The 7,695-nt window shown below is 46.0% G+C and carries 9 protein-coding genes; 4 read left to right on the forward strand and 5 right to left on the reverse strand.

From position 1 onward, the window contains the following. Positions 1-59 precede the first annotated feature (59 nt). Positions 60-1,379 (reverse strand): carboxyl-terminal processing protease CtpB, encoded by a 1,320-nt coding sequence (gene ctpB, locus QUA88_RS23235; RefSeq protein WP_333274083.1) that lies wholly within the window; start codon positions 1,377-1,379, stop codon positions 60-62. Between the two features lie 196 nt (positions 1,380-1,575). On the opposite strand from ctpB, the gene QUA88_RS23240 reads away from it, so the two are divergent. Then, on the forward strand, positions 1,576-2,421 hold the full coding sequence (locus QUA88_RS23240) for a hypothetical protein (RefSeq protein ID WP_333234232.1): 846 nt from the start codon (positions 1,576-1,578) through the stop codon (positions 2,419-2,421). Positions 2,422-2,599: 178 nt separating this feature from the next. Here the strand turns inward: QUA88_RS23240 and QUA88_RS23245 are convergent, their stop codons facing one another. Beyond that, a complete protein-coding gene (locus QUA88_RS23245; RefSeq protein ID WP_333274086.1) occupies positions 2,600-3,169 on the reverse strand; it encodes an rRNA large subunit pseudouridine synthase E in 570 nt (189 codons plus the stop codon). Between the two features lie 261 nt (positions 3,170-3,430). On the opposite strand from QUA88_RS23245, the gene wecB reads away from it, so the two are divergent. After that, positions 3,431-4,543: a non-hydrolyzing UDP-N-acetylglucosamine 2-epimerase gene (gene wecB, locus QUA88_RS23250; protein ID WP_333264346.1), complete on the forward strand. Its 1,113-nt coding sequence runs from the start codon at positions 3,431-3,433 to the stop codon at positions 4,541-4,543. Positions 4,544-4,652: 109 nt separating this feature from the next. On the opposite strand, the gene QUA88_RS23255 is transcribed toward wecB, so the two are convergent. The 3 genes from QUA88_RS23255 to QUA88_RS23265 form a co-directional block, all read right to left on the reverse strand. After that, complete coding sequence (locus QUA88_RS23255; protein ID WP_333212745.1) at positions 4,653-5,525, reverse strand: TPM domain-containing protein; 873 nt, start codon at positions 5,523-5,525, stop codon at positions 4,653-4,655. Positions 5,526-5,813: 288 nt separating this feature from the next. Next, complete coding sequence (locus QUA88_RS23260; protein ID WP_333058332.1) at positions 5,814-6,335, reverse strand: hypothetical protein; 522 nt, start codon at positions 6,333-6,335, stop codon at positions 5,814-5,816. An 8-nt stretch (positions 6,336-6,343) separates the two neighbouring features. Next, on the reverse strand, positions 6,344-6,841 hold the full coding sequence (locus QUA88_RS23265) for a TIGR00725 family protein (RefSeq protein WP_333058331.1): 498 nt from the start codon (positions 6,839-6,841) through the stop codon (positions 6,344-6,346). A 210-nt stretch (positions 6,842-7,051) separates the two neighbouring features. On the opposite strand from QUA88_RS23265, the gene QUA88_RS23270 reads away from it, so the two are divergent. Together QUA88_RS23270 and QUA88_RS23275 are read left to right on the forward strand one after the other, a co-directional pair. Beyond that, positions 7,052-7,228 carry a toxin-antitoxin system, antitoxin component, Xre family protein gene (locus tag QUA88_RS23270; RefSeq protein ID WP_333212743.1) on the forward strand — a complete coding sequence of 59 codons (177 nt, stop codon included), beginning with the start codon at positions 7,052-7,054 and terminating at the stop codon, positions 7,226-7,228. After that, positions 7,215-7,559, forward strand: coding sequence for a type II toxin-antitoxin system PemK/MazF family toxin (locus tag QUA88_RS23275; protein WP_333058329.1), 345 nt, complete (start codon positions 7,215-7,217; stop codon positions 7,557-7,559). Before QUA88_RS23270 ends, QUA88_RS23275 begins: the two co-directional genes overlap by 14 nt. The last annotated feature ends 136 nt before the right edge of the window (positions 7,560-7,695 follow it).

Genomic DNA, 7,695 nt, shown 5'->3' on the forward strand with positions numbered 1-7,695 from the left:
ACCCGCTGGTGCGGGTTTCATCTTCATCCTTATGGTTAATCAATTACGGTTTCAACTACTTACTTTTTAGGAACAATAACCTCATTAGCGGCTAGGGGACGCGCCGAGGAAGCAGTAGTTTTCAAAAGTGCGATCGCCTGCGCGTAGCAAGGATCATCCTTAGTCGCAACCAACATCGGTTTGTTAGCTAATTTCAGCTTTTGTTCGTCGGTGACTTCGACTTTAACATCGGGAGTAACCCCCTTCTGGCTGATATCCGTACCGTTGGGAGTATAGTAGTGAGCGATCGTCACCGCCAATCCCGAACCGTCAGCCAAAGAATGCACCGACTGCACCAAAGCTTTGCCAAAAGTTTGGCCGCCCATCACAGTTGCGCGCTTATTATCCTTCAGAGCACCGGCCAAAATCTCGCTGGCGCTGGCCGAGTTGTCGTCCACGAGCACCACCAAAGGCTTGTCAGTGAGCGCAGTTCGATTTGCCTTCATTTCCTGAGAATCGCCCGCGCGATCGACTGTGCGGACGATCGCCCCTGTATCCATCCACATCCGAGCGATATCAATGCTCACTCGCAGCAAACCGCCGGGATTCCCCCGCAAATCCAACACAAAAGCGTCAGCTTTCTGAGCCGAGAGCTTTTTAATCGCCGCCTCCATTTGTTCGCCCGCGTGGGAGCTAAACTCTTGCAAACGGATGTAACCCACATTCTTACCGCCTTCATTCTTGAGGCTGTAGCGAACCGCTGCTACCTCAATTCTCGCCCTAGTCAGAGTGATGTCAAATTCGCTTTTGCCCTCACGAGCAATCCGCAGCGTGACTTTCGTACCTTCGTCGCCCCGAATTACCTGAGCCGCATCCGAGACAGTCATGCCTTTGGTAGTTTTGCCGTCAATCACCAAAATCGTATCGCCCGCTAGAATCCCTGCCTTCAGGGCCGGGGAATTTTCCATCGGCTCGACTACCCTAATCGCTTTCGTTTTCTCGTCTTCTTCCAGCCTCATCCCCACCCCTGTCAGTTCCCCAGAGGTTTGATTCGTCAGCGCTTCGTACTGCTTCGGGTCCATGAAGCGCGTGTACTGGTCGTTTAATTTCTCTAGGGCTTTGCGGAGAGCGGTGTAGGCAGCTTCGCGAGAGGTATAATTTTTGCTCAGCAATTCTTGGCGGGTCAATTGCCAGTCAGTCTTGTTAAAGCTGCCATCAACATACTCTCGGTTGACAATTTGCCAAGCTTCGTCTAAGACAGCTTTGGGGCTATCTTGAAGCTCAGCGCGGACTGATTGACTCAGGCCGGGAACGAGCAAAGATATCGAAGCGGTTGTTGCCATCGCCCCACTGAACAGGGCTGCCTGTAATTTAGAAAAGCGTCTGCGGGCTTGATTCATTGAATTTGGCTCAATTCGATTTTAGATTTTTGATTTGAGATTTTATATTGCTAAAAAATCTCAAACTACTACTTAAACTATTGTGTGGAGGCTCCACCATCCCTTTGGACAGTTTAACGAGATTTTTAGTCGATCGCCAACCAATTATTACTCTCTTTCAATAAACTTAATTTAAAACTTGGATTTATAAAGTGCCGTGGAAGCTAAAATCGAACAATTTTCGCGTAAGTGGTTGAGCCTGCTCGTTAATGGAGCTATCGGTCTAGCAGCGCTGGCGGGGGTCGTCGCCATGCAGTCTAGCGGGCAGTTAGGCGGAATGTCCCCAGTTGGCGTTCAGGGGCAAAACCCGCCCTCTGGAATATCCGCTGCCAGTTTCAAGCGAGCCGCACAGCAAGAAGCGCAGCAAGAAGCCCTGCGGCTGAGAATGCTCAAAACTATCCCTAGTTTTGGATTTGATAATTTAATTGCAGATTGGACATTTCTCAAATTTTTGCAGTATTTTGGCGACGACGAAGCGCGAGATGTGACGGGCTACAATCTGAGCCAAGATTATTTTGACATAGTTACGCAGCGCGACCCGCGGTGGGCTGACATCTACCTGTTTCTCTCCACAGCTATTTCTTTTTATCAAGGAAACCCTGAAACTGCTGTTAACTTTATAGAGCGTGGTACTAGGGCCCTTGCCCTTTCGCCCCAACTTCATTCCCAATCGTGGATAGTGTGGCGAACGAAAGGTATTGATGAGTTGCTGCTGTTGGGGGATATTCCCGAGTCAATTCGCTCCCACGAAATGGCCGCTGATTGGGTGGAAGGAACCCCAGAAGGAGCTTCATTGGCGCCGAGGTTTCGAGCAACTGCTGAGTTTTTGCGCCGAGATCCCGATAGCGTGCCGGTGCGGTTTACTGCTTGGAGCACGGTTTATGCTCAAACAACTGATAAGTTGGTGCGTCAAAGGGCGAGACAAGCTCTTGTCAAGTTGGGAGCTCAGGTGCAAAAAGATCGGGATGGAAACGAGAGTTTTATTTTGCCCCCTCGAAAGTAAGCAGAAGGAAGAAGGAAGTTCGGCAACGGATTGTGTAACGGATGTAACGGATGTAACGGATATCAGGAAGTCGGAAGAAGGAAGAAGGGAAATGCAGTCGCAGTCATAGTTTCAGATATCAAGAATGTCCTAAATGTCAAGGCGGTTGACTGTAATTCCCCAATCTAAAATCCAAAATCTAAAATCTAAAATCGGCTTGAGTTAATTCGCGCCATTCACCGGGTTTGAGGCCTTCCAGACGCAAATGCCCGATCGCACATCTGACCAGCCGCAGCGTCGGAAACCCTACTGCTGCGGTCATCCGGCGCACTTGACGGTTGCGGCCTTCTGTCAGAGTCATTTCCAGCCAAGCTGTCGGCACGTTTTTGCGAAATCGAATCGGCGGTTCGCGGGGCGGCAAAGCGGGTTCTTCTAACAATAATTGCACTTTTGCCGATCGAGTCCGATAATCTTGAATTGTGACACCTGTCTGCAAAGCAGCGATCGCACTTGCATCAGGAACTCGTTCAACTTGCACCCAGTAAGTGCGGGGATGAGCGAATTTCGGGTCACTGAGGCGGTGCTGCAGTTGTCCATCATCGGTTAGCAGCAACAAACCTTCACTATCGTGATCGAGCCTTCCCACTGCATAAATGTTAGGAATAGGAATATAGTCTTTGAGAGTGCTGCGTTTAGTTTCGCTGGAGTTGTCAGTGAATTGAGTTAAAACATCATAAGGTTTGTAAAATAGAATGTAACGATAGGGCATAAGCAATTAACAAAAATGTACTAATATCAATAATCCTGTAGGGGCGGGTTTCACCGACAATAATTGGCTAAAACTCACAATCTCAAAAACCCGCCCCCACCCAACGTCAAACCACTTTCTATCTCTCTTCTCTCCCTCCTCTGCGCCCTCTGCGCCCTCTGCGGTTCATAAAAAAATAAATCTTGTTAACCAAAGATTCAAACCAGCTCTAAAATCTTCAGCCTTTAAGAGCCTCGCAAATCTCAACTACCCAATTTTACCATGCCCGAAGCCACACACCGCGTTTGCATCGTCTTAGGAACTCGCCCGGAAGCGATTAAACTAGCCCCAGTAATTCAACTGTTCAAAAATTCGCCAACCTTTGACACCCAAGTAATTTTAACCGGTCAGCACCGAGAAATGGTCGAGCAAGTAATGCGAATGTTCGATCTAAAAGCCGATCGGGATTTAGCAATTATGCAGCACCAGCAAACCTTGACGGATATTACATCCCGGAGTTTGCAGGGTTTGGAAGCCTTGTTTAAAGAATTGCAGCCCCAAATCGTGTTAGTACAGGGCGATACAACCACAGCGTTTGCCGCTGCTTTAGCTGCATTTTACCAGAAAATACCCGTAGGTCACGTAGAAGCGGGATTGCGGACAGACGACGTGTTCAATCCTTACCCCGAAGAGGCTAACCGACGGTTGATATCTCAGCTCACACGGCTGCATTTTGCCCCGACAGAGCTGGCTCAAGAGAATTTAGGGCGATCGGGCGTTTTGGGAGAAATTCACCGTACAGGCAACACAGTAATCGATGCTTTGCTTTCTGTCGCCAAACGCCAACCAGAATGCAACATTCCCAATTTAGATTGGAGCAAATATCGCACTATCTTAGCAACAGTTCACCGCCGCGAAAATTGGGGAGAACCATTAGCAGGAATTGCGCGGGCATTTCTCCAAATTTTAGATAAGTTTCCCGATACAGCCTTGCTCTTACCTCTACACCGAAATCCCACAGTCAGAGAACCTTTAAAAGCTCTTTTGGGCGACCATCCGAGAGTCTTTTTAACTGAACCTTTAGATTACGCAGAATTAGTAGGAGCAATTCAGAGATGTCATTTAATTTTAACTGATTCCGGCGGCTTGCAAGAAGAAGCACCTAGTTTGGGCAAACCAGTTTTAGTATTACGAGAAACCACAGAAAGACCAGAAGCAATTTCTGCAGGTACTGCTAAACTCGTTGGTACTAATTCTGATATAATTACAGCAGCAGCGGCAGAATTGCTGAGCAATGCGGAAGCATACAACGCAATGGCAATGGCAATTAATCCCTTTGGGGACGGTTTGGCCGCCTCGCGGATTTTGAAAATTGTTGAAGAGTATTTTAGTTAACTACTCCTCGATTATTCGGCGGTTGAAAGCGCAACTATACAAACTTTCTTACCCGCAGAGGGGGACTAATTCCTGCTAAAAAAACTCGGTTTCTACCTCGCTTCCCGAATTACCAATCCCCACCGCCACCCCCACCACTAGACTCGCCCCCGCCAAAGCTACCCCCGGAGTCGCTACTGCTATAGTCACTGCGGTTATTGCCCTGATAACGGCTGCGGGAGGGGAAAGGAGATTTCCCAGAAAATAAGCTGCCAAATATCCTGAAGATAATGAAGCAAGGTATAAATGCTATGAATAAGAACCCAAGTAAGTCATAGATTGAATTCGATGAATCTTCACCTGTGGAGGTACTATTGCTAATAACTGGCGATTGACTAGGTGTTGGTGACGGTTTCACCCCTTGAGATGGTACGATTGGAGCCAAAGGTAGCGTGGTTTGAGATTGAGCATTTACCGTCGGAGTTTGTAAAACATTTACTAACGCCTTTGTCCCGGCTAATGTGCCCCCGTCAAAGTCCTGCTGTTTAAATCGGGGCGTAATTTCGGCTTGAATAATGCCCACTGCTTTAGCATCCGGCAAAATGCTTTGAATGCCAGAACCTGTTTCAATTTGAACGCGGCGTTCCCCCGAAGAAATCAACAATAAAACTCCGTTATTTTTACCTTTCTTGCCAATACCCCAAAAGTTAAATAGTTCTGTAGCAAATGCTTTTGGTGTCGCCGATGGTTTAGTACCAGTCACTGTCACAACAGCGATTTCTGAGCCATTTTTCGCCTCTAAATCCGAAATCATTTGATTTAGCTGAGTTTCGGTGCTGTTGCTGAGAATGTTTGCCTTGTCCGTTACCCAAGTGTTATTTACTTGACGGGGATTCGGTACTTCTTGTACTGTTATAGCTTGGCTTGTTAGGGGAAATGCAATTGCCGAAAAGCACAGCAAACTGCTCCAGATTATTTGTTTATTGCTAAATTGTAACTGCATCGCTTCAGTCTCCTGAATAACTGCTAGTCTGAAATTGACATATATCTGTCCGCCTAATTACCATTAAATAACCAGCTCGCTGTGATGTCAATTCAGATTATTCAGAAGTTGGATTCATAAAAATCATAATTTTAGGTGCGCCGTGGGTACCCTACATTTATACTCTTGCACGCACGGGTGGCGAGAAACCGGGTTTTTTACCAAAATAATTGCTGAAAACAGTCAATCTGGGTTCAAAAACCCGGTTTCTTAGTGGGCGAGTGCAAGTGTGAACTAATTTAGATATTTTTAAGGAGAGGGAACCGGTGGCAGAAAATTGCTGCTGCCTTTATAACCGGATAAAATAGCCAGTTTTTCCAAAGATTGCCGCCCCGTGTAATATTTCCCCCGAATTTCCCAAGTGGGATAAGCTTTAATATTGGCAGCTTTGCACAAATCCGGTTGAGCATCTTTGCCTCTGGGATCGCACTCAATGTAAGTAATTGCGGTAAATGCTTCTTTGCCGAAAAGTTCTTGTTGCGTGTGACAGTGAGGACACCAGTAAGCACCGTACATTCTAGCTTTGATGGTCTGCAAATGGGTTGCTAAAGCTATTTGATCCGGCACGGATTCGCTGCGAATAGGTGGCGCTTCTTGTTCGGTAACAGGCTGTGCGAAAGGGGGAGGAGGAGGGAGGGTTTGTGCTAATTTTTGAGTGGATTTGTTGTTGAAACTGAACTGTGCAATTCTTCCGTCTGCTTTGGTACTGACGAAAATCCCCAAAGTCAGGAAAATGCCGATCGCACAAAAGTTGAATTTGCTTACTCTCATCTTGGATTTCATCTTGAATTTGCTAGGATTTCGCGAGCTTGATTCATAGCCTCTACAGCATTGTTTACCACAAAGATGTTAAATTGTGCTAAACATTTAAAAAAAACTTGACTTTCGGCGCTGTGATTTAACAATATAACTTGTTTGTTAGCTTTGAGGGCGAGGGCGATTTCCGAAGCAGTGCCCGTGCCCGTACCGCAGGCAATTATTACATCTGAAGAAAGAACGTTAATGTTATTTCTGGCGTTTCCCATATCGGTGACGATCGCAATATCTACAGATTCAGAAATGCCGCGAGTGTCATTCCCCGGAAGGATGCCGACTGTTAAACCGTTAGCTGATTTTGCTCCTTTGTTGGCGGCATCCATGACGCCGACATTTCTGCCGCCAGTTAGCAATATCCACCCTGCTTCGGCGATGAGTTGCCCGAGTTGATAGGCGTTTTCTAAGTCAGTTGATGCGGCACTTTCGCCGGGGCCCATGATGCCAATGATGATTTTTTTCATAGTTTATCGGTGAATATGGCGTTATTAATACTTGCTAGTTTTTTTGCACTATCTACGAATGTATGTTATCATAAAAATAGTGGTAACTCTAAACAGTTTGTGAGCCAAATAACTTCAGGGAGTTTTCTAGTATTTTTACAATATATGCTGATTTAACATTAAGAAGTGAGAGATAACATGAGTGTCGCCCCAAACCAGGAAACAAAGCTGATGGAAAAAATCCGTAGTTTACCGCCCGATAAAATTACGGTATTAGAAGATTTTATCGATTTCCTTTTAACGCGAAGTGAAGATCGTCTTCTCGTTTATACTGCAACTAAACTCTCAGAAGCAGCTTTTGCTAAAATTTGGGATAACCCAGAGGACGCGGAGTATGACGAGTTATAATTTTGGTGACGTGGTTTTAGTTCCGTTTCCTTTTACAGATCAAACTACCACTAAAAAACGTCCAGCAGTTGTTATTAGTTCTGACGTTTATAATGCAGAATATCCCGATCGCATTCTTATGGGTATAACTAGCCAAGTTAGCATTAGCCCAAAAGTCTGTGATATTATCATCACAGATTGGCGATCGGCTGGGCTTTTAAAAGCTTTTATGATTAAGCCAGTTATTACGACAATTGAGATGCAACTGATTCTCAAAAAATTGGGAAGGCTTCAAGATGTAGATATCCAGTCTTTGAAAGAGGGATTGATTGGAATTATAGGGGAGAAGTGAGCGAGATCCTTTCTGAATTGTCCTTAGAAAGGGCGATCGATCGGGAGCATCTCATATTGGTAAAAACACTTCTTCTGGCTCCTTCCTTCTTCCTCTTCTCTCTTCTCTCCTGCCTCCTGCCTCAAAACTCCTGCCT

Source organism: Microcoleus sp. D3_18_C2 (assembly GCF_036702395.1).
Lineage (GTDB): Bacteria > Cyanobacteriota > Cyanobacteriia > Cyanobacteriales > Microcoleaceae > Microcoleus.

Bases quoted from the DNA above. Each gene is read 5' to 3' on its own strand.
- ctpB (WP_333274083.1), bottom strand. From the start codon at position 1,379: ATGAATCAAGCCCGCAGACGCTTTTCTAAATTACAGGCAGCCCTGTTC.
- QUA88_RS23245 (WP_333274086.1), bottom strand. From the start codon at position 3,169: ATGCCCTATCGTTACATTCTATTTTACAAACCTTATGATGTTTTAACT.
- wecB (WP_333264346.1), top strand. From the start codon at position 3,431: ATGCCCGAAGCCACACACCGCGTTTGCATCGTCTTAGGAACTCGCCCG.
- QUA88_RS23255 (WP_333212745.1), bottom strand. From the start codon at position 5,525: ATGCAGTTACAATTTAGCAATAAACAAATAATCTGGAGCAGTTTGCTG.
- QUA88_RS23260 (WP_333058332.1), bottom strand. From the start codon at position 6,335: ATGAGAGTAAGCAAATTCAACTTTTGTGCGATCGGCATTTTCCTGACT.
- QUA88_RS23265 (WP_333058331.1), bottom strand. From the start codon at position 6,841: ATGAAAAAAATCATCATTGGCATCATGGGCCCCGGCGAAAGTGCCGCA.
- QUA88_RS23270 (WP_333212743.1), top strand. From the start codon at position 7,052: ATGGAAAAAATCCGTAGTTTACCGCCCGATAAAATTACGGTATTAGAA.
- QUA88_RS23275 (WP_333058329.1), top strand. From the start codon at position 7,215: ATGACGAGTTATAATTTTGGTGACGTGGTTTTAGTTCCGTTTCCTTTT.